The sequence below is a fragment of the Leisingera aquaemixtae genome, assembly GCF_001458395.1.
GTDB classification, from domain to species: domain Bacteria; phylum Pseudomonadota; class Alphaproteobacteria; order Rhodobacterales; family Rhodobacteraceae; genus Leisingera; species Leisingera aquaemixtae.
In genome coordinates this window covers 1-17,848 of sequence record NZ_CYSR01000015.1, presented here as the reverse complement: position 1 = coordinate 17,848, position 17,848 = coordinate 1, and the positions used below count along the sequence as shown (strand labels likewise).

General features: G+C 63.9%; 18 protein-coding genes. 4 read left to right on the top strand and 14 right to left on the bottom strand.

Annotation, left to right across the window (positions count from 1 at the left end; genetic code table 11):
• The coding region (locus PHA8399_RS07580) for a VOC family protein (RefSeq protein ID WP_058285572.1) at window positions 1-259 on the top strand (259 nt) is incomplete at its 5' end.
• A gap of 753 nt (window positions 260-1,012) precedes the next feature.
• Here PHA8399_RS07580 and PHA8399_RS07575 read toward each other — a convergent pair.
• The 14 genes from PHA8399_RS07575 to PHA8399_RS07510 form a co-directional block, all read right to left on the bottom strand.
• Window positions 1,013-2,734, bottom strand: coding sequence for an OFA family MFS transporter (locus PHA8399_RS07575; protein ID WP_058285571.1), 1,722 nt, complete (start codon window positions 2,732-2,734; stop codon window positions 1,013-1,015).
• 248 nt (window positions 2,735-2,982) lie between these two features.
• Window positions 2,983-4,926, bottom strand: coding sequence for a sensor histidine kinase (locus PHA8399_RS07570; protein ID WP_058285570.1), 1,944 nt, complete (start codon window positions 4,924-4,926; stop codon window positions 2,983-2,985).
• Window positions 4,927-4,950: 24 nt separating this feature from the next.
• Entirely contained in the window at window positions 4,951-6,309 is a 1,359-nt protein-coding gene (locus PHA8399_RS07565) for a sigma-54-dependent transcriptional regulator (protein ID WP_058285569.1), read from the bottom strand.
• Between the two features lie 231 nt (window positions 6,310-6,540).
• Window positions 6,541-6,921: a DMT family transporter gene (locus PHA8399_RS07560; RefSeq protein WP_008557863.1), complete on the bottom strand. Its 381-nt coding sequence runs from the start codon at window positions 6,919-6,921 to the stop codon at window positions 6,541-6,543.
• Between the two features lie 45 nt (window positions 6,922-6,966).
• Window positions 6,967-7,287: a DMT family transporter gene (locus PHA8399_RS07555; RefSeq protein WP_058285568.1), complete on the bottom strand. Its 321-nt coding sequence runs from the start codon at window positions 7,285-7,287 to the stop codon at window positions 6,967-6,969.
• 217 nt (window positions 7,288-7,504) lie between these two features.
• Window positions 7,505-7,924, bottom strand: coding sequence for a MarR family winged helix-turn-helix transcriptional regulator (locus PHA8399_RS07550; protein WP_058285567.1), 420 nt, complete (start codon window positions 7,922-7,924; stop codon window positions 7,505-7,507).
• Window positions 7,925-8,019: 95 nt separating this feature from the next.
• Window positions 8,020-8,820: a maleate cis-trans isomerase family protein gene (locus PHA8399_RS07545; protein WP_058285566.1), complete on the bottom strand. Its 801-nt coding sequence runs from the start codon at window positions 8,818-8,820 to the stop codon at window positions 8,020-8,022.
• Entirely contained in the window at window positions 8,817-9,311 is a 495-nt protein-coding gene (locus PHA8399_RS07540) for a nucleoside deaminase (RefSeq protein WP_058285565.1), read from the bottom strand. Before PHA8399_RS07540 ends, PHA8399_RS07545 begins: the two co-directional genes overlap by 4 nt.
• Window positions 9,308-9,907, bottom strand: coding sequence for a DsbA family oxidoreductase (locus PHA8399_RS07535; protein WP_058285564.1), 600 nt, complete (start codon window positions 9,905-9,907; stop codon window positions 9,308-9,310). Before PHA8399_RS07535 ends, PHA8399_RS07540 begins: the two co-directional genes overlap by 4 nt.
• A gap of 39 nt (window positions 9,908-9,946) precedes the next feature.
• Window positions 9,947-10,612, bottom strand: coding sequence for a transglutaminase-like domain-containing protein (locus PHA8399_RS07530; RefSeq protein ID WP_058285563.1), 666 nt, complete (start codon window positions 10,610-10,612; stop codon window positions 9,947-9,949).
• The gene (locus PHA8399_RS07525) at window positions 10,609-11,742 is read right to left on the bottom strand and encodes an acyl-CoA dehydrogenase family protein (RefSeq protein WP_082649488.1); all 1,134 of its coding nucleotides are present in this window, start codon (window positions 11,740-11,742) and stop codon (window positions 10,609-10,611) included. Before PHA8399_RS07525 ends, PHA8399_RS07530 begins: the two co-directional genes overlap by 4 nt.
• 16 nt (window positions 11,743-11,758) lie before the next feature.
• Window positions 11,759-12,136, bottom strand: a complete 378-nt coding sequence (locus PHA8399_RS07520; protein WP_058285561.1) for an ectoine synthase — start codon at window positions 12,134-12,136, stop codon at window positions 11,759-11,761.
• 49 nt (window positions 12,137-12,185) lie between these two features.
• Window positions 12,186-12,437: an acyl carrier protein gene (locus tag PHA8399_RS07515; protein ID WP_208856278.1), complete on the bottom strand. Its 252-nt coding sequence runs from the start codon at window positions 12,435-12,437 to the stop codon at window positions 12,186-12,188.
• 2 nt (window positions 12,438-12,439) lie between these two features.
• Entirely contained in the window at window positions 12,440-13,909 is a 1,470-nt protein-coding gene (locus PHA8399_RS07510) for an AMP-binding protein (RefSeq protein ID WP_145977000.1), read from the bottom strand.
• A 1,278-nt stretch (window positions 13,910-15,187) separates the two neighbouring features.
• Between PHA8399_RS07510 and PHA8399_RS07500 the strand changes: the two genes are divergently transcribed.
• The 3 genes from PHA8399_RS07500 to PHA8399_RS07490 form a co-directional block, all read left to right on the top strand.
• Window positions 15,188-15,412 (top strand): hypothetical protein, encoded by a 225-nt coding sequence (locus tag PHA8399_RS07500; protein WP_058285557.1) that lies wholly within the window; start codon window positions 15,188-15,190, stop codon window positions 15,410-15,412.
• Window positions 15,412-16,872, top strand: a complete 1,461-nt coding sequence (locus PHA8399_RS07495) for a TolC family protein (protein ID WP_058285556.1) — start codon at window positions 15,412-15,414, stop codon at window positions 16,870-16,872. Before PHA8399_RS07500 ends, PHA8399_RS07495 begins: the two co-directional genes overlap by 1 nt.
• A 14-nt stretch (window positions 16,873-16,886) precedes the next feature.
• Window positions 16,887-17,848: multicopper oxidase family protein (locus tag PHA8399_RS07490; protein WP_058285573.1), on the top strand; the 962-nt coding region annotated here is incomplete at its 3' end.

The following is a 17,848-nucleotide window of genomic DNA, read 5'->3' as shown; positions in this document are numbered from 1 at the left end:
GGGCTGGTCCGAGCTTCAGACGAACACCCCCGGTGTCGCCATTGGCCTTGGCGAACACACCAAGCCCGCGCCCGGCAATTGCGTACCAGTCTTCGGAGTCTCGGATTTGGATTCTGCTCGGCAGAAACTGGAACAGGCCAAGGTCAGATTTGATGGCGAAACGGATGTCGTCGAGGGCATGGTCAAGACCGCAACATTCTACGACCCCGACGGCAACGCCCTGATGCTTGCTGAGGATTTGACCGGAGGAGCTGGGTAACGCTTAGGTTTCTTATCGTCTCTGGAGCGTGCGCGCTCCAGTCGCAAAGTGGTTTTCCAATAGCTGCCGGTTAAGACCTTAGCAGCATCGGTTAAACCGGGCTCGAAGCCCGGTTTCGCCGCGCGCTGCATGAATGTCTGCTTCATACGAAGGTAAATCTATGAGTCGCTAGAGGTAACTTTGCTGCTTCGGATGAAAATATTTCCCTTTAAAATCAATCAGTCAAGTTCCCTAAAAAGGAGACACTATGTGTCGCCCGACACTTCTTGTCGGGCGACACATAGTTTTGCCACTTGCGGCAGACCCTTTCCTTTTTCGTGTCTCCAACATCCTCGCTCGCGCCTCCTGTTCCGCCAGTGGCGAAGCCTTCCCTGATTTTCACTTCGGAAGACCTCGTGTCTTACGGGCTGCGGCCGGACGGTGATCTGACACCCGCGAAATGATAGGATGCGCCGGAGCGGTGAAATTGGGAGGGGCCCGCGCTTGGCGCGGGAGGAACCGGATTTCTCCGTGGAGGCTGACGCGCAAGCCACATCAGAACCCGTGTTCAGATTTCCGGCCGGATGGCAGGCGGACCAGTCAAATGAAAAATGCCGCGGCAGCAAGCGCCTTGGGGCAGGGGCGTTATCTTCGCAATGCTTGCGGCACATCCAACTGCTGCGGCAACAACTTCGATCTTTGTTCGTAAACCGGCTGTCTTGAATGCAGGCTGCATGTGCAGCCGGGGCGCTGAGGGCGCCCCGGCTGGCGGCTTTACTCTCCCGGAACGGCCTGAAGCTCCGGTTCGTCATGGTGGTGGTGCTCCTTCACCGGGCGCATGAAGAGGTTGGCGAAGAAGGCCACCGCCAGCAGCGCCGCCATGCAATACATCGTTGTATTGTAAAGGCTGGGGGTCGGGTCCACGGTGCCGGCTGGTGCGATTTCCATCAGCTTGGCGATGGTCACGGTCTTGGCCGCCACCAGCTGGTCCAGCTGCGCGACGGGCGCGCCGAACTTTGCGGCAAAGGCGGCCGGGTCGACCTTGGCGGCCAGATCCTGGACCGCGCTGGTCACCGACATCTGCCGCAGCGAGGTAATGGCCAGCGGCCCGAGCACGCCCGCGGTCGACCAGGCGGTCAGCAGGCGGCCGTGGATGCCGCCGACATGCATGGTGCCGAACATGTCCGCGAGATAGGCCGGGATTGTGGCGAAACCGCCGCCGTACATCGAGAAGATCAGCATCGTCGCCAGGTAGAAGCCCATCAGATAGACCAGCGACGGGTTGGCCGCCGCGGCAGAGGCGAAATACGGGATCGACAGGTAGAGTGCGGTGCCCAGTACGAAGAAGCACATGTAGGTTGCCTTGCGCCCGATGTAATCCGAGGCAGACGCCCAGAAGAACCGCCCGACCATGTTGAAGACCGAAATCATAAGCACATAGGTCGAGGCGAAGGCGGCAGTCGCCACCAGCGGCATCACCGAGCCGAAGATCTCGGACATCATTGTCTTGGCGACACCGATCACGCCGATGCCTGCGGTCACGTTGAAGCAGAGCATCACCCACAGCTGCCAGAACTGCGGTGTCTTCAGCGCCTGGTCAATATGCACGTCGTTCTGCGTCACCAGCCCCGAGGCGGCGGGTTTCGGCTCCCAGCCCTCGGGCTTCCAGTCCTTGGCCGGGACCCGGTACTGGAAGGCGGCCAGGATCATCACCACGAAATAAACGATGCCCAGGGTCATGAAGGTCTGGGCGGCGCCGGTATTGCCGGTGCCCACAACATAGGCGCCGGCCTCACCGCCGAATTCGGCGGCCTGGGTTGCGCTGGCGATTACCACCTCGATCTTGCCTTGTGCGGTTTCGGCAAAGACCCGGCCGTTTTCGACCACGGTCTGCACCGCATCCCGGGCGCCAAGATAGGTCGGCGCGGTTGCATAGAGGTCCAGGAGCCAGCCCTTGACCGGAGCGGCGATCATCGCGCCGCCGCCAAAGCCCATGATGGCCATGCCCGTCGCCATGCCGCGCCGGTCCGGAAACCAGCGGATCAGCGTTGACACCGGCGAGACATAGCCCAGTCCCAGCCCGCAGCCGCCAAGCACGCCGTAACCCAGATAGACCAGCCACAACTGATGGCTGGAAATGCCGAACGAGCCGACAATGAAGCCGCCGCCCCACAGCAGCGCCGCCACGACACCGACCATGCGCGGGCCGACTTCCTCCAGCCATTTGCCGGCAAAGGCGGCAGCCAGCCCGAGGAAGACGATAGCCACCGAAAAGATCCAGACAACAGAGCTGAGGCTCCAGTCATCGGCGCTGGAGGCGACCACCCCCAACTCGCGGGTCAGCGGCGGGTTGAACACCGACCAGGCATAAACCGAGCCGATGCAGAGGTGGATGGCGATGGATGCCGGCGGCACCCGCCAGCGGTTGAAGCCGGGTTTGGCAGTGATGTGGTGCTTGTGCAGAAAAGCCAGCCCGCCGGATGATGGCGTACTCATGTGGTGTCCTCCCTAGTGCTGTTCCGGCGGCTGCAACCTCCTATTGCGGCCGCCCCGAATGGCCCGCGGCAATGTGCCGTAGCTTGACAAAGGAAGACGCGTGGCCCAGCTGTCAAATAAATAATTGTTTAATAACAAGCGCTTGTGTGGGCACTTTGTCTGTCCGGCCCGGCGTCTGCCGGCAGTTGCGGGACATTCTGTCCGCAGGGGGGAACCGGGGCCTGCAATTTTGCGCCAATTTGTCCGGATCAGGCGGCGGCTGGCGAGGGCAGAAAAATTTCGAACCGGGTGCCCTGTCCGGGTTCTGACTGCACGGTGATGCGGCCGCCGGCGCGACTCACCAGCTGGTGGCTGATCGACAAGCCCAGCCCGGTGCCCTGCGCCTGCTTGGTGGTGAAGAACGGATCGAAGATGCGGTTCAACAGGTCCGCGGGGATGCCGGTGCCGGTATCCTCGGCGGCCAGCAGCACGCCGTCCGGGGTATCCTCAGCGGTCAGGGTGAGGCGTCCGCCGCCGGGCATCGCCTGCACCGCATTCAGAATGAGATTGACGATCACCTGCTGCAATTCCGTGCGCGATATCCTGACCTGGCCTGTACTGGCCAGATGCGCCTCCGCCTCGATCCCCGTGGCCTCGATCTGATGGCGGGTGAGAACCAGGCAGTCTGCCACAACTTCGGCCGGGGAAATCAGGCCTGCGGCGCCGGAGTATTCCTCGGGCCGGGCGAATTGCAGCAGCTTTGAGACGATCACGCCGATGCGGTAAACCTGATCGTCGATCAGCCGGAACTCCTCCTCGACCGGTTCCGCATGGCGGCCCAGCACCGTGCGGGCCAGGTCCAGGTTGCCCTGGATCACCGCCACCGGGTTGTTGATCTCATGCGCGACGGAGGCCGTGATCTCGCCCACCGCAGCAAGTTTCTCGGAGACGATCAGCCGCTCGGTGGTCCGTTCCAGCCGCCGGGTTGCCTCGCGCAGGTCGGCGGTGCGCTCCTCGACCTTGGCCTCCAGGCTTTCGCCCCAGCCGCGCAACTGCCGGTCGCGCTCCTGCAGCTGGTCCAGCAGGCTGTCCAAATGCGCCGCCACCCGGGCAATCTCGCCGCCGTCCTGCTGGGGCTGGTTGCGGGCGGCCAGATCGCCCTGCTCGACCCGGGCGATGGTCTGGGTCATGCCCTCAAGCGGACGGAAGATGCGCCCGGCCCATTGCAGGAAAATCGGCACCGACATTGCTGCAATCAGCAGGAACGCCCCGCCGAGCGTCAGCACCGTGCTGCGCTTGGCCTGGCGGAACGGGGTTTCCAGAAAGCCGACATAGAGCATTCCGGCCCGGTTGCCGCGGCTGTCGAGGATCGGCTCGTAGGCGGAGATGTACCAGTCGTTCACGACAAAGGCCCGGTCCAGCCAGACGTCGCCGCGCCCCAGCACCTGGCCGCGCACCTCTGCCGAGACCCGGGTGCCAAGCGCGCGCACGTTTTCAAACAGCCGCACATTGGTGGAGATCCGCACGTCCTCCAGAAACAGCGTGGCGGTGCCCTGGCTGCCCTCCGGCAGGCTTTGCTCGCGGTAGACCAGCGCGTTGATGGTGTCGATGAAATCCAGGTTGCGGTTCAAGAGCCGCCCGCCCGCCAGCACCGCCGTCTGGCCGTTTGGCAGGGCCACCGGTGCGGCAGAGTGGATGATCATGCCGCGGGTCTCGGCGGTGCGGTCGGTGGGCAGTGCAGCTTCGGTCGCCACCAGCGGGATGGCGGCGCGGGCGGCGAGACCGGGGGCCAGCGCGTCCAGCTGGGCGGCGTCCAAAATGTCGACCGCGCTTTGCCATTGGCCCTGCAGCGCGCCGCGCAGGACGGGCCAGTCCGCGGGTGAGAACCCGGCACGGCCTTCAGGGCCGGCCAGATAGAGGAAATCAAGACCGAGCCGGGCTTGTTCCTGAGCCAGGAAATTCGCGGTGCTGCCCGCCGTAAGCGCGCTGCGGAAGCGGACCGATTGCGCCACCGCGTCCAGCAGCTCGCCCGAGGTGGCGGTCAGCCTGGCCAGATACTGGTCGGCGATGGTCAAATCGCCGTTCACCTTGCTGATCAGAAGACCGTCGGTCTTTTCCGACCAGCGCCAGGTTGCAAGGCCCAGCAGCAAGGGCATCAGCACCAGCATCGGCAGCAGCGCGATCAGCAGCAGCCGGACCCGGACCGACCGCATCAAGGAGCGCAGCCTTGGCACCGGCTACAGCCCCCAAGCCGCGCATTTGCGGTCAATGGTCTTGCGCGAGACCCCCAGCCGCCGCGCCGCTTCGCTGCGGTTGCCGCCGGCGGCCTCCAGTGCGTGCAGGATTTCGCGGCGCTCCACCTCTTCCAGCGGCAGGATGTCCGCCGCCGGACGGGGCGGGGCCAGCGTGTCGAGGGAGAAGCTGCCGAAGATCAGCGAGCGCTCGATCAAGTTGCGCAGCTCGCGGATATTGCCGGGCCAGTCGTGGCGCAGCAGGGCGGATTTGACGCTTGCGGACAGCTCCAGCGGCGGCAGTTGCAGCTGGGCAGAGATTTCGTCGAGGAACAGCCCGGCAAGCTCAACAATGTCGGTGCCGCGTTCGCGCAACGGCGGCATTGCCACGTCGATCACGTTGATGCGGAACAGAAGATCCTCACGGAAATGTCCCGCGGCCACCGCCTCCGGCAGCGCGCGGCTGGAGCTCATCACGAAGCGGACATCGAGCTGCACCGTCCGTTCCGTGCCGATCGGCCGGATGCGGCCATCCTCCAGCACCCTTAGCAGCGCGTTCTGCGCCGAGGGGGTGAGTTCGCCGATCTCATCAAGGAAGACGGTGCCGCCCTGCGCCGAGGCCAGCAGGCCTTCGCGGCCTGCGGGCGCGCCGGGGAAAGCACCGGGGGCGTGGCCGAACAGCTCGTATTCGATTACATCCGCCGGTATGGCGCCGCATTGGACCGGCACGAAAGGCGCTCCGGCGCGGCTGGAGCGGGCGTGCAGATGGCGTGCGGCGACCTCCTTGCCGGTGCCGGAGGCGCCGGTGATCAGCACCGGGGTGGAGACCTGTGCCACCCGGTCGAGCAGGGCGCGCACCTGGCTGATGGCGGGCGATGCGCCGACCAGCTCGCGGCGGCGCCGGCGCCCGACGCCAGTGCTTTCCAGCTCCCGCCGCAGCAGCATGTTCTCGCGCTTCAGCCGGGCGGTCTCGATGCAGCGGCGCAGGGCATTGAGGATCTGGTTGGAGCGGAAAGGCTTCAGAACGAAATCCGACGCACCGGCCCGCAGAGCGTCAATCGCCGTTTGCAGGTCGGCGTAGGCGGTGATCAGGATGGTATCGGTGAAGCCGCCCTCGCGCCGTTGCTCCTCCAGCCAGTCCAGGCCTTTCTGGCCGGGCATGATGTTGTCGAGGATCATCACGTCATATTGCCGGGTATTGAGCAGCGCGGCGGCGGCTTCGGTGTTTTCGGCCTCATCCGCCAGCTGGCACAGCGGCCGCAGGGTTTTCACCAGGAAATTGCGCATGCCCGGCTCATCGTCCACGATGAGAATACTTGCTTGCCTGAGCGGGTCGGCCAGCCTTGCCATGTCTGTATTTGTCATACCTGCCGCTCTTCCATGGGCGCGGTATTGGACTATTGTCGCTTTCCGGTGCTTTGTCGAGAGACCAGGGCCTGCGTGTTTGCAGCGCGGATGCGCCGGTCAGAACATCAGCAATTGATCCGCCATCCGGTGCCGCCGGCAAAAACGCCCGGGCCTTTCTGGGCGCCCGGGCGTTGGCCAAGCCGGATCCGGCTGGAGCTGAGGCACTCCCTTTTGCCGGAGCGCGCTGGTCTATTTGAGTTTGGGGCTGTCTGCCAGCTTCAGCCAGACCACCCCCGCGATGATGACCGCCAGCCAGCATGATTGCGCCAGGGTCAAGGGCTGGTCCAGCAGCACGGCGCCCAGCACCGCGGCGCCGATCGAGCCGATCCCGGCCCAGACGGCGTAGCCGATGCCGACGTCGATTGTCTTCAGTGCGACGCTGAGGAAATAGAGCGTCAGCAAGAAGAACACGATGGCCGAGACCGACCAGGTCAGCACGGTGAAGGCCTGGCTGCCGCCGACGCTCAGGGCGTAGCCGACCTCGAAAGCCCCGGCCAGCAGCAGTGCGCCCCAGGCGCCCTTGTTGCCGGTCTCTGCCGCGGGGAACGCAGAAGTTTGTGTGTCAGTCATGATTTTTTCCTTTGAATCTGTTCAGGAAATTGAAGGGTATTCGGGTCACGCGGCGCCGCTCATCCGCAGGCCGACAACACCGCCGATGACAATCAGGATGCCGACACCCTTGGAGAAGCTCAGGCGCTGGTTGAAGAACATCGCGCCGAGCGCGACAATCCCGACCCCGGCCAGCGCGGTCCACATCGAGTAGCCGACGCCCACGTCAAAGGTCAGCAGGGCGAGGCTGAGGAAGATGGTTGCGACCACGCCGCTGACAAGCGTGATCGTGGTCCATTTCACGTTCTTGAAACCTTCTGATTTTCCGGCGGCGATGGCCACGGTGATTTCAAAGACGACTGCGATCATCAGATAAACCCAGTGCATAACTGTTCCTTTCGGGTTGTCCCCCTGCGCGCGGGGCGGGGGCAATTTTGGGTGGGCCCGTCCGTGGAAATGGAGGGCGGAATCTATTTACTTGCACATGCAACATAATGAAGGGCGGCAGCACGTGTCAATAAGCTTATTTGTGCATGCACCTAATTTGGAGAGACTGCCACTTCGGTTGGACACCGGCGGAGGAAGCCCTCCGCCGGATGTTTCATCAGGCTTGGGTCAAGACGCAAAGAGCGCGGGCAGCCTCCCGGGCTTCTTTTTGCTCAAAGGTCTTTTTCAGCACGCGCTCCAGACAGTCCTGGAATACCGGGGCGGCTTCCTCGATGTATTTCTTGCCATGCTCGTTCAGGACGCAGTACTTGCCCCGTTTGTCGGAGGGGCAGCTGTCGCGGAACACAAACCCCCGCTTTTCCAGCCGCTCGACCACCCGGGTGGTCGAGCTTTGGGTCAGCATAAGAAATTCCGCCAGTTCCTGCATCCGAAGCTCCAGGTCAGGTTGTTCTGACAGATGTTTCAGGGTCCGGAATTCGCTGAGGCCAAGGTCGCTGGACCTGCGCAGCTCTTCCGTGAGCTGGTTTTCGATCCCGTAGAACAAGGCCGTTATCTGATCCCAAACATCTAGCTTCATTGCGTGGCTCCTTTGTCCTGCTCATGGCGCGCAGTACACGTTTGCTTTTGCAAGCAAGGATATTGCTTCTGCGCGCCACTTGCCAGACTTTGAAGTCACACAGGCGTTACATTCTTAGAAAAAAGTGTCCCGTATCCCTCAAAAGAGGGCTGAACACCCGCTGCCTGCAGGGCGCCCCAGAACAAAACCTGGTTTGCGGTCAGCATTTTGAGGCCCAGCTGGCTTTCGACGGCATCAATGACGCCAATCGCCCGCTGCCCGTTGCCGCCGACAAAAACGGCGTCAGCGCCGGAAGGGGCCACCGTGGTCTTGATCCAGTCGTAAAGCGCGGGCGGGGAGACGTATTTCTGACCGCTTTTCAGGCCGCAGGGCGCGTGGTGCACCACGTCAAAGCCGGCTGCCTCAAAATAGCGCGCCCCAAGGGCATCGAGGTCTTCGTCAAACCAGGCCGGGTTCACGATGGCCAGCCGCTTGATACCGAGGCTGCGCAGGGCGGTTTCGGCGGCAAGACAGGTGGTGACGACCGGGATCCCTCTCAGACGGGGGCGCAGGCGCTCCACCAGCGCGCGCTCCCCCTCCGGGCCGTGCTTATAGGCGGAACTTGTGAACGCCAGACCTAGGGCCGTCAGCGGCGACTCGCAGAGAGAGGCGGCAATGTCGTCGATGTAGGGCGGCTGGGTGAAGCTCTCCACTGGATCATGGGGGATTTTCGGATCCATCTCGCCGCCGGCCCGCATGGCGCTAAAATTGATACGGGCGCCGTGGACAGAGATCTGGGTGCCGCCAAGCGCGGCGCATTCGGCCTCCGGGCCCACGTCCGCATGCGGCACCACCAGTCCGAGACGCGCGGTGGCCGACCATCCGTCGGGGCGGAAAATCTTGTCTTGAATTGTCATTTTTTAACTCTCCTGAACTGAGGGGATTGATTTTCAAAAGGGGTATGGGCGCCGGGCACCGCCAGATGGCGGGCCGGCAGGGGGAAATGCTCGGGGAAGCCGGACAGAAGCCGGTAGGATGTGCCGTAGCCGTAGCCGTAGCGGGCCGCCTCGCTGGCGCTGACCGCATAGAGGACTTCGGACACGCCAGCGAATAACGCCGCCATGTAGCACAGCGCGCAAGGCTCGCCGGAGGCCAGCAGGACGGTGCCCGCAAGGTTGGTGCGGCCGTGCCGTGCGCAGGCATCGCGGATCGCGCAGACCTCCGCATGGGCAGTGGGGTCGTGATCCTCCAGGACCGTGTTGACGCCAGAACCCAGCACCCGGCCGTCCGGGGTAACCACCTGGGCCGAAAAGGGCACGCCGCCTTCCGCCACCCGGGCTGCGGACAATGCGACAACATCTTGCATCAGCCGGTCGGCGAGCTCCGGTGCGAGAATGCCGCCGTTCATGCCTGTTCCTCCGCGGCAAGGGATTGCAGGGCGTTGCGCAGGCCCTCGGCCGTGGGCATCCCTTCGATGCGGGTGGTGCCGATCACGATGGTGGGCACCGCCTTGATCTGCTGCGCTTCGGCTTCGCGCAGGGCTTCGGCGTGGCGGGCGCGATACCGCCCGTCCTGCAGCGCCTGGCGCAGCGCGGCGCCATCCAGCCCGGCCGCTTCGGCCAGCGCGGCCAGAACCTCGATATCGCCGATGTCGCGATCCTCCGCGAAGAAGGCGTTGAAGACCGCAAGCGTGTATTCATGGCCGCGGCCATGGTCGCTGGCGAAGGCGAAACCTTCAAAGGCGAGGGCGCTGCGCGGCTGCGGGGAAACCGTGGGCAGGGTGATCTTCTGGCCCAACCGTTCGGCAAGCGGGTAGACCGAGCGCTGCCAAACCGCAGGCAGATAGGGGTCTTCCGGGCGCAGGGTCGGGACCGGATCGGGGCGCAGTTCAAACGGATGCCAGACGATCTCTGCCGCTTCCGCTGCGGCGGCGTCGCGGATCAGCGGCTCCGCCAGCAGGCAATAGGGGCAGACGAAATCTGAATAGACGTGGATTTGTTTCACGGGTTTGTTTTCCTGAGTGAGAAAGGGCTGAGGCCGGCGCTAAAGCGCCGCTATCTCGCGTTCACGGGGCACGCGCAGGCTGGCAGGCACCATCAAGGGGTGGTGGCTGGCAACATGCTGCACCAGCTGTTCTGCCGTTGGCGCTTCGAACAGCACCGGCGTGTCAAGATACTGCATCTCCTGGCCTGCCACATGGCCTTGGACGAAAGCGTCGCCGGTGCCGTCAAATTCCAGCGGCGGAATGCGGTAGATCCGGCACAGAAGCCGGTTGAACACCGGCGCGGCCTTGATCCACCTTCCCTGAAGCCAGACCTGATTGAACCAGTGCAGGAACACATCTCCGCCCACCAGCTTGGTCAGGTTCGGAGAGGAGATATGATTGCGCACGCGCGCCGCTGCGATCCGGCAGGGGATGCCTTGCGAGCGGCACAGCGCTGCAAACAGGATGGCCTTGTGCAGACAGAACCCGCGCCGCGCTTTGAGGATCGAACTGGCCTTCAAGTCGGTTTCCGACAGCCCGGTGCCGAAGACCTCGTACGAAATTCCATCCCGCACGGCGTAGTAGAAGGCGACCGCCTTGGCTGTGTCATCCTCCGCGCCGTCCGCCAGCGCCCGTTCTGCGGCTGCGCGCACCTCCGGGTGCTGGAGGTCGAGCACGCCGGTGGCGGCGAGGGCGGCACGCTGCTCCGGCGCCAGGCCGTTCATGATCCAACCCCCATCATCGCGGCGATGCGCCCGCGCTGGATATCGTTGGTGCCCGAATAGATCGGCGCGGCCAGGGCATCCGCGACGCCTTCGCCGAGGCCGGTCTCCTCAAGGTAGCCAACCCCGCCGTGCAGGTGGACCGCATCAATGGCATTGGCCAGCAGCGCCTCGCTGACGTAGATCTTGGCGATCGCCACATCGCTGGTCACGTCCTTGTTCCGGGCCTGCCGGGCCGCGGCGGTCAGGATGCACTGCCGCGAAATCTCGTAGCGCATCTTCATATTGGCGATGCGGTGCGAAACCGCCTGAAAATCGCCGATCGGGCGGTCGAACTGCCGGCGTCTGCGCACATGGCGCACGCAGCGCGCCAGCGTGTGCTTCATCTGTCCGACATTGGCCATGAAGGAGTAGAGGATCTCCTGCTTCATGACATGGCTCAGCACCATGAAGCCCGCGCCTTCTCGCCCGATCAGCCGGCTGGCAGGCACCCGGCAGCCGCGCAGCTGCAGCGGCCCGTTCATGGAGGTTTTCAAGCCCACGAGAGGCTTGGCCCCGGCGACCGTCAGGCCCGGCGTGTCCCGGTCCACCAGGAAGGCGGAAACTGAGCCGGCACCGGTGCCGGCGGTTCTGGCATAGATCACAAAGACATCCGCGATGGGTCCGTTGGTGACAAAAGCCTTGTCACCGTCAAGCACATAGTCCGGACCGTCGCGGCGGGCTGTGGTGGTCATGGCCAGCGCGTCAGACCCGGCTTCCGCCTCGCTGATCGCATGGGCGCCGATGCGCCGCCCGGCCACCAGGTCCGGCAGCACTTCGGCGCGCAGCTCGGCGCTGGCGAACCTGTCGAGCGCTGTCAGGGTGCTGGCGAGGTGGGTCGCCACCGCGAAAGTGAAGCCGCCATCGCGGCATTCTTCGCCCAAACGCTCCATCGCGTGAATGATGCCGATGTTGCGCTCCGCAAAAGGTTTGTCGCGGTCGCAGGCGAGCCGGAACAGACCGGTTTCGCTGAGGGCCTGCCAGCGCGGGCAGTCCGGTGCGGGCGGTTCCGCACTGCTGTTCCAGGTTTGGCCAGCCTTGCCGATGGAGGCCGCAAGGGGACTGTCCCCCTTGTCAAAAGCAATATCCAACATGATGTGCAAGCCCGGTTCAGTACTGCGAATACCCGGCCGCATCGAGCTGGTGATGCTCGGTGCCGTCGAGAGGCGGGTTGAACACGCTGACCAGATGCAGGTCTTCTTCCGGATCGGCGATCAGGTGATGGGCGTCGTGCTGGTCCAGCACATACAGAGAGCCGGGCAGGACTTCGAGGACAGTCTGGCCGTCGGCGCTGACCACCTTGCCCTGGCCCTTGATGCAGTAACAGGCCTCCAGGTGGCGGCGGTACTGCAGCTTTGACTCGGTGCCGCGGTTGACCACGGTGTGGCAGACGGTAAAGCCCATATTGTCGGCTTTGGTCAGCAGCCGCACGCTGGTGCCATTGCCCCAGTTGACGGCTTCGATGCTGGAAATATCACGAAGAAACATTGCGGTAGTCCTTTTGGAAATTTGTGATGCCAGAAATTCAGGCGCGGGTTCAGGCGGGGACGCTGGAGTGGCGCTCGATGAAGCCTTCGATCTTTGCCACTGTGGCCAGATCTTCCGGTGCGATCTCAATCTCGTTGATGGGGACGCCGTAGGCTTCGCCGGTCCAGGCGACCAGGCGGACCAGCGAGAGGCTGTCGACCACGCCGTTGCGCAGCAGGTCATAGTCATCCTCAAGGTCTGAGACCGCGATGTCATCGGCCAGCAGCTCCTCACAGATGAAGGATTTGATCGTCTGTCGCATGGTCATGCGTTTTTCTCCGGTTTGGGGGCATAAAGGCGCTGCACAGCGCCGCGGTTGATTTTGCCGGTTGAGGTCTTGGGCAGCGGCTCCTGCGTCAGCACGTAGCGGCTGGGCAGGGCGCTCTTGGGCAGGTGCAGGGCGCAGTGGGCCCGCATTTGCAGGTTGGATACTGAGGCTCCGGCGCAGGTTTCCACCACGGCAAGCAGCTGCTGCTGGCCGCTGACAGTGTCGCGGTAGGGTACGGTGGCCACGTTGCGCACCGCCTCATGCAAGCGGATGACGTCTTCGACATCCAGAAGATTGGTGCGCACGCCGCGCAGCTTTACCACGTAATCTGCGCGGCCAATCAGAAGCAGGGACCCGTCCGGCTGCCGCTGCACCCGGTCTCCGGTGCGGAAATAGGTGACCAGACGTTCGTTCTCCAGCCGGGGCAGGAAGGCGTTGAGCGTCTGTTCGGGGTCGGAATAACCGCTGGCGGCGAACGGGGTCGCAGTGAACAGCTCGCCGGTTCCCGGCTCGTCCGGGTCTTCGGTGACGTAATAGTCCGTGCCTGCGATCGGCCTGCCGATCCCCAGCTTTTCCGCCGCGGCGAAGTCTTCGGCGCCCAGCGTCAGGATGAAACTGTCGTTGGTTTCGGTGCTGCCGTAGATGTTGTGGAAAACCACGGAAGGGAACTGCCCGGCCATCTGCCGGCGCAAGGCGCGGGGCGCCGCTTCGCCGGTCACGATGACATGGCGCGGTGAAAACCCCGGGTCAGCGCGCCGCGCAGCGCAGAGGCGCTCGTGAAACAGGGGGACTGCCTGGACAATCTCCGGCTTCGCCTCGGCGCAGAGATCCGCAAGGTATCCGGGTTCCGCCGACCGTTCGGGATCGGCGAGAATGACTTCGGCTCCCGCGTCCAGGCCCGCCCAGAGTTCCAGCAGGCTCAGATCGAAGTTGAATGGGGCGATGCTGAGGACCCTGGTGCCGGGCTGGATTGAAAAACAGCCCTGTGCCCAGTCAAAGAAAGCGTTCACACCGGTCTTGCTGAGCACCACCACTTTGGGAACCCCGGTCGATCCCGAGGTTGTCAGGCAGAGCGGGACCTGCTCGCCGGCGGGAAGCTTCGGGGCCTGTCCGGTCTCCGTAACCCGCAGCCTTCCCGCATCCGTGAAGCTGGCAATGTGGCTGGCGCCTGAGCGGGTGATCAGCTTGTCCTTAAGCTCACCGCCAAGCCGGTCCGGTACCACAAGCGGCGTGGCGCCGCACAATCCAAGGGCGATCATAAGAGCCGTGAAGCGGGGGGTCTTCCTGCTTTCGACCAGCACGAGACTTCCGGCCGTTACACTTTCCGGAAATTGCCAAGCCAGATCCTGCGCCATGTTCCAAAGGCCGCTGTAGCTCATTTCGTTGCCAGGCCAGGAGAGAGCCGTGCGGGACGGATCCGTTTGGGCAATCGACTTCAATGAGTCCTTTAGTCGCTGTAAATACACTTAAACCTCCACCTGAATGCATGTGCAAACAATCTTTGGGTGTGAAGATGAGTAAGAGCGCGCGATTCGTCAACTTGCTTGTGCAACTAAATTTTAGCGAGGCGCGGAGTTTTGCTGAACGTCTCTGGCACAACAGTTTGGCGGAAGCCTGAAGAGGGAGCCGGTGGATGGAACCGGTGCTTCGCCGACGGAAGTATTTTACGGGCTGCACCGTGGCAAGTTGCGGAATCTTCCATAGGTTGTTTCCCGCCGATTGCCGGGGACCATTAGCTGCCCTTTGCTCTCTCTCAGTAAACAGCACCTAGTGCGGCGGACCGAAGGGGCTTCTGGCCTGAGCCAGCGGTAGGGCCGACGTATGGCACCTGTTTGATAGCGGCCATCTCGCACGCGTGCTAAACTGCGCGCTTTTGGGGGCATGCTGCTCGACACCGCCGTCAGAGAGCGCATTCTGACCTAGTCCTTGGCGGACCTGTTTCCCGTGGCACCGGCCTCTCCGAAGCGCGGGCGGCGCGGCAGATTGACGGACGCCCGCGGGCGTCCAGCTTCCTGATCCAGCCGGCACTGCGAAATCAAGCGTTCCAGGGACCGCGAATGAACCTGCGTTGCCGGCCTGTTCAGCGCCCGAATCGCCACCTCTGGGCCGCTGCGACCCTCCTGCGCGGGAGGGTTTGCGGGGCGATGCGGGCGCCCGCGATCAGCCAGGCAGAACCGGGGAAAACACCTCAGAAAACCGCAAATTTGTGCGCTGAATGCATCATTGGCGTCTTGACGCGGGCCGGTCCTGTCAGGAGAAATACCCGCATGGCGTTTCTGGCACATATCTTCCGGCTGATCAGGGTGGCTGCTGCATGTGCAGTGATCCTTGTGCTGGGCTTTTCGCTGCCATCCGCCGCGCATGCCGTCGCAGGGCATCACGGGAACACGCCGGTTGCGCACAGTGGCAGCAACCATGATGGCGCTGCCGTGACCGCTGCGGCGCAAGACGTTTCCCAGGCCGGGGCGCATGATCCCCAGGGGGCGCCGCAAAACGCCGCTGACACTGGAAACTGCTGCTCAGGCGCCTGTATGGCGGTTGCGGTGATCTCCTTGCAGACGGCGGAAACCGCCCTCAAGCACCCAGTGCGCTGGAAGCAAGAGGATTCGCAGCTGCCGTCCCGGGAACAGAACTCCCTGCTGCGACCTCCAAAAGCCTGAGACATCTGAACCGTTTTTAACGGCCGCTAACTCACTCCTGCACACCTATGCAGGAGCCGCGCAGATATTTCTCAGGAAAAACACATGAAGTTTCTCTTACTGGCCGGGGCGGGCGCCCTGCTGCTGGGGGCGTGCGCCAAGTCACCGGCGGCGCTGCCCGATACCGCAGCCTTGCAACGTGCTGCCGCGCCCTCCGGCCCCTACCGGTCCCTGAATTACCAGTCCCCTTTCAGGGGATTTGAAAACCACACGCCCCGCGGCCCTGCGTCTTGGCGCGGTGTCAACGAGCAGCAGCGGGAGCGCCACTGATGACAGCGAAAACTTGGCGCGTTCTTTTGGCGTCGCCCCTGGTGCTGGCCGCCTGTTCGGCGGCGGTGCCGGAGAAATACACCAGCCCGCAGGCCGGGTTTCAGGAAGTCGCCAGCCAGACTTCGGCCGCCATCGGCAAGCGTACCGCCTTTGCCCAGACACAAGCCCAGAACGAAGCGCTGGCCAAGGAAGTCCGGCAGATGGTGCAGGGCAAGACGATCTCTGCCGATACCGCGGTGCAGGCGGCGCTTTTGAACAACAAGGGGCTGCAGGCGTCTTATGCCGCAGTCGGGCTGTCGGCGGCGGAGGCCTGGCAGCAGATGACGCCGGAGAACCCGGTGGTCGCTATCGGCCTGATGGGGATCGGCGCGCCGGAACTGGGCCTGTACCGGGCGCTGGAATCCACCATCGCCGTGAACCTGCTGGACGTGAAGACCCGAAAGCAGCGCATTGCCGTGGCTGAGACGCAGTTCCAGCAGGCGCAGCTGAATGCGGTGAACGATACGCTGGCATTGGCGGGGCAGACCCGGCTGGCCTGGATCAATGCCGTGGCAGCCTTTGAGCGGCTGAGCTCTCTGCGCCAGGCTGGCGAGACAGCCGCGGCGGGGGCAGAACTGGCCAGTCAACTGGGCAAGACCGGCGCGCTGAACAAGGCAGGGCAGGCGCGGGAGTTTGCCTTTAACGCGGAGCTTGCAGGGCAGGTGGCCCGGGCCCGGCTGGAGGCAAAGCTCGCCAAGGAGGAGCTGACACGGCTGATGGGGCTGTGGGGCAGTGATGCCAATTACTATGTGCCCGATGCGCTGCCGCCGCTGCCCAAGTCGCTGAGCAAAGTGCCGGCAATCGAAAAGGCGGCGCTGCAGAACCGGGTGGACCTGCAGGTGGCCAAGCTGGGGCTGGAAGCACAGGCCCGGGCCTTTGGCCTGACAGACCGGACCCGGCTGGTCACTGACCTGGAACTGATTGCCGGGGTGGAGTCCGAGCGCGAGCGGGAGGACGGGGAGACGGAAACAGAAACCCTGCCGCAGCTGGAGCTGGAGTTCGCCATACCGGTGTTCGACACCGGCAAGGTGCGGATGCGCAAGGCGGAGCTGTCCTACATGCAGGCGGCCAATGCGCTGGCGGAACGGGCGGTCAATGTCCGCTCCGAGGCCCGCAGCGCAGAGCTGGCCTACTATTCCTCTTACGAAATCGCGCGCCACTACCGCGACGTGCTGCTGCCGTTGCGCCGGACAATCGAGGAGGAAGGGCTGCTCAGCTACAATGGCATGATCACCAGCACCTTCGAACTGCTGACCGACGTGCGCGAAAAACTGGCGGGCTCGCTGGAAGCGGCCAACGCCAAACGCGATTTCTGGCTGGCCCAGGCAAATGTCAGCGCTGCGATCTATGGCGGCGGCACGGGATCAGCTCCGCAGGGCGGCAGCGCCGAGATCGCTGCCGGCGGCGGCGCAGGCCATTGAAAGGATCAAATGACATGATGAACAGACGTCAAATGCTTGGGGCCGGCGCGGCGGGGGCTGCGCTGGTGTCCAGCCAGGCCTGGGGCAAGACCGTGAACATGGGCTTGCCCGAGGCCGCCAGCATGGACAGCGCGGCGACCCAGCCGCCGCTGGCCCCAACCACTGGGCCGGACTACAACCCGGTGGTCACGCTGAACGGCTGGACCCTGCCGTTCCGGATGAACAACGGGGTGAAGGAATTCCACCTGGTGGCCGAGCCGGTCGAGCGCGAGCTGGCCGACGGCATGATCGCTCACCTGTGGGGCTACAACGGCCAGTCCACCGGCCCCACCATCGAGGCGGTGGAGGGCGACCGGGTGCGGATTTATGTGACCAACAAGCTGCCGGAGCATACCACGGTGCATTGGCACGGGCTGATCCTGCCCTCCGGCATGGACGGGGTTGCAGGCCTCAGCCATCCGGGCATCCCGCCCGGCAAGACCTTTGTCTATGAGTTCGACCTGATCAAATCCGGCACCTTCATGTACCACCCGCATGGCGATGAGATGGTGCAGATGGCGATGGGCATGATGGGGATGTTCATCGTGCATCCCAAGGACCCCGCCTTCATGCCCGTCGACCGGGATTTCCTGATCATGCTGAACGCCTTCGACATCGACCCCGGCTCCTATGTGCCGCGGGTGATGGAGATGACGGATTTCAACCTGTGGTGCTGGAACAGCCGGATCTTCCCGGACATCGACCCGCTGGTGGTCAATCAGGGTGACCGGGTGCGGGTCAGGACCGGCAACCTGACCATGACCAACCATCCGATCCACATGCACGGCTACGACTTCGAGGTCACTTGCACCGACGGCGGCTGGGTTCCGCAAAGCGCCCGCTGGCCGGAGGTGTCGATCGACATTCCCGTCGGCGCCATGCGTGCCTATGAGTTCGACGCGGTGCATCCGGGCGACTGGGCGATCCACTGCCACAA

Bases quoted from the DNA above. Each gene is read 5' to 3' on its own strand.
- PHA8399_RS07575 (WP_058285571.1), bottom strand. From the start codon at position 2,734: ATGAGTACGCCATCATCCGGCGGGCTGGCTTTTCTGCACAAGCACCAC.
- PHA8399_RS07570 (WP_058285570.1), bottom strand. From the start codon at position 4,926: ATGCGGTCGGTCCGGGTCCGGCTGCTGCTGATCGCGCTGCTGCCGATG.
- PHA8399_RS07565 (WP_058285569.1), bottom strand. From the start codon at position 6,309: ATGACAAATACAGACATGGCAAGGCTGGCCGACCCGCTCAGGCAAGCA.
- PHA8399_RS07560 (WP_008557863.1), bottom strand. From the start codon at position 6,921: ATGACTGACACACAAACTTCTGCGTTCCCCGCGGCAGAGACCGGCAAC.
- PHA8399_RS07555 (WP_058285568.1), bottom strand. From the start codon at position 7,287: ATGCACTGGGTTTATCTGATGATCGCAGTCGTCTTTGAAATCACCGTG.
- PHA8399_RS07550 (WP_058285567.1), bottom strand. From the start codon at position 7,924: ATGAAGCTAGATGTTTGGGATCAGATAACGGCCTTGTTCTACGGGATC.
- PHA8399_RS07545 (WP_058285566.1), bottom strand. From the start codon at position 8,820: ATGACAATTCAAGACAAGATTTTCCGCCCCGACGGATGGTCGGCCACC.
- PHA8399_RS07540 (WP_058285565.1), bottom strand. From the start codon at position 9,311: ATGAACGGCGGCATTCTCGCACCGGAGCTCGCCGACCGGCTGATGCAA.
- PHA8399_RS07530 (WP_058285563.1), bottom strand. From the start codon at position 10,612: ATGAACGGCCTGGCGCCGGAGCAGCGTGCCGCCCTCGCCGCCACCGGC.
- PHA8399_RS07525 (WP_082649488.1), bottom strand. From the start codon at position 11,742: ATGTTGGATATTGCTTTTGACAAGGGGGACAGTCCCCTTGCGGCCTCC.
- PHA8399_RS07520 (WP_058285561.1), bottom strand. From the start codon at position 12,136: ATGTTTCTTCGTGATATTTCCAGCATCGAAGCCGTCAACTGGGGCAAT.
- PHA8399_RS07515 (WP_208856278.1), bottom strand. From the start codon at position 12,437: ATGCGACAGACGATCAAATCCTTCATCTGTGAGGAGCTGCTGGCCGAT.
- PHA8399_RS07500 (WP_058285557.1), top strand. From the start codon at position 15,188: ATGAAGTTTCTCTTACTGGCCGGGGCGGGCGCCCTGCTGCTGGGGGCG.
- PHA8399_RS07495 (WP_058285556.1), top strand. From the start codon at position 15,412: ATGACAGCGAAAACTTGGCGCGTTCTTTTGGCGTCGCCCCTGGTGCTG.